Origin of the sequence: Limosilactobacillus pulli, from assembly GCF_947381555.1 — a bacterium.
GTDB lineage: Bacteria > Bacillota > Bacilli > Lactobacillales > Lactobacillaceae > Limosilactobacillus > Limosilactobacillus pulli.
In genome coordinates this window covers 1-2099 of record NZ_CANCWQ010000063.1, presented here as the reverse complement: position 1 = coordinate 2099, position 2099 = coordinate 1, and the positions used below count along the sequence as shown (strand labels likewise).

Here is a 2099-nt window from a genome sequence, read left to right as displayed (position 1 = left end):
GAAAACACCGATTTGAAATTGTCGGTTTTCCTACAATTTTTTATACTAATTGCATTAAATCTTTTGAGGTGATTTGATGCGACTAGAATTACAAGAGGAGTTAATATTTTACAAAATGGCAAAAATTAAACCTAATTATGCGGCCCTAGGCCGTCAATATAATTGCGACCCTAGGACAATTAAGCGGTATTTAAATAATCCACAAGCCGGTAAACGACAAACTAACAAGCGTCGCCCAAGTAAGTTGGACCCATACCGTGATGTTATCAAGGATAAATACAAAACCTGTTCTGCAACAGCCATTTTCTATTTCATTAAAGAATTAGGCTACGAAGGCGGAATTTCAATTTTGCGTGATTACTGTCACCAGTTGAAAAAAGCACAATACCAACAGCCAGTGATTAGAGTTGAAACTGCACCTGGTGATGTAAGTCAGGTTGATTGGAAAGAAGACTTAGTCTTATATACCCGAGAACACCGCCCCATTACTTTTTCACTATTTTTGTATGTATTGGGTTATTCACGCAAAAAATTCTTAAAGTTAGTTTTTGACCGTAAACAAGACACACTATTTCAATGTTTGATTGAGGCTTTTCAGAATACTGGCGGTGTTCCTCAAAGAATTTATTTCGATAATATGAAAACGGCGGTTGATCACGCCAAGAGTAGCTATCGAAAAGTTATTTGGAATTCACGCTTATTGAATTTCTCTAAAGCCGCAGGCTTTATTCCCCAAGCCTGTCGGCCCTTCCGTCCCCAAACCAAAGGAAAAGTCGAAGCCTTAGCGAGAACCGTAGACCGTATTAAAGTTTATAATCACGAATTTCAGGATGAGAAGGCGTTAAAAAATATCGTGAAGCAGCTTGAAACACAGCTCAATCACGAAATAAGCCAAGCAACTGATCAAAGACCAGAAGATTTATGGATAAAAGAAAAAGAATATTTACAGCCATACAATCCAATCCTTTTGAATTCATTAGTTGATCACGATCTAACCCGCAAAGTTAGTAATGAATCGATGATCACCTATCTAGGCAATAAATATTCTGTACCTGTAAAGTATATCGGGCAAACAGTTAACGTCAAGGTTACAGACCAAAAATTAATGATTTATCATGCCTCACGATTGGTTCGACAACATTACCTGAGTGATAAAAAACTAAATTATCATCGCGATGATATGAAAGAAATCCTTGGGACAACTATTTTTCATGACTTAGATGACGATAATTTGGCAGAACAGGTAGAAATAAATTTACGCATGTTTGATCAATTATAGTGGAGGAATGACGGATGACTATCTATACACAATTAGAAGACAATTTAGAAAAGCTCAAGCTGACTGCAATCAAAGAATATTTGCCAAATTACTTGAATAATAATGATTTATCTTTAGTAGAAGCTCTAGAACAGCTAACTGCAAAAGAAATAACATATCGAACTGAACGATCAGCTAAAATGTCCATTCATATTGCACACTTTCCTTACGACAAAGGCTTGAATGATTTTGACTTTAACTTTCAACCTTCGGTTGATAAAAACCGTATCATGAACTTAAAATCGATGAATTTTGTTTCGTTAGCACAAAATATCTTATTTATCGGGTCTTCAGGAGTTGGCAAAACGCACTTAGCAACTGGATTAGGAATGGAGGCCTGTAGGAATCATCTCAGTACTTATTTTGTCAATTGTCATGAACTAATTGAACGGCTCAAACTTGCCCACCAAGAAAATCGTCTTGAGGCAATATTAAAAAACTACAGTCGTTATAAGCTTTTGATTATTGATGAAATAGGCTATCTACCTATTGACGATTTGGGATCAGATCTTTTCTTTCAGTTAATAGCTCGTCGATATGAAAAGAAATCAACAATCATTACCACTAATATTCCACTATCCAAGTGGGGTCAAACATTCTCTAATCCAACAATTGCGAATGCGATCTTAGATCGCTTAGTTCACCATTCTGAAATATTCAAAATTACTGGAAAATCATATCGAATGAAAGACTATCAAGAACAACAGACAACAGAAACAAATCGGTGAAAAACTACATTTTTAAACCGGTGAAATCCTACATTTTAAAATCGGTGTTGACA

2 protein-coding genes are annotated in these 2099 nt (G+C 35.7%); both read left to right on the top strand.

Going from position 1 to position 2099, the window contains the following annotated elements; translation table 11 throughout:
• The first annotated feature begins 115 nt into the window (after nucleotides 1–115).
• Entirely contained in the window at nucleotides 116–1279 is a 1164-nt protein-coding gene (gene istA, locus QOS03_RS09080; protein ID WP_283576181.1) for an IS21 family transposase, read from the top strand.
• 14 nt (nucleotides 1280–1293) lie between these two features.
• The gene (gene istB / locus QOS03_RS09075) at nucleotides 1294–2046 is read left to right on the top strand and encodes an IS21-like element helper ATPase IstB (protein WP_283576180.1); all 753 of its coding nucleotides are present in this window, start codon (nucleotides 1294–1296) and stop codon (nucleotides 2044–2046) included.
• Nucleotides 2047–2099 lie beyond the last annotated feature (53 nt).

Bases quoted from the DNA above. Each gene is read 5' to 3' on its own strand.
- istB (WP_283576180.1), top strand. From the start codon at position 1,294: ATGACTATCTATACACAATTAGAAGACAATTTAGAAAAGCTCAAGCTG.
- istA (WP_283576181.1), top strand. From the start codon at position 116: ATGGCAAAAATTAAACCTAATTATGCGGCCCTAGGCCGTCAATATAAT.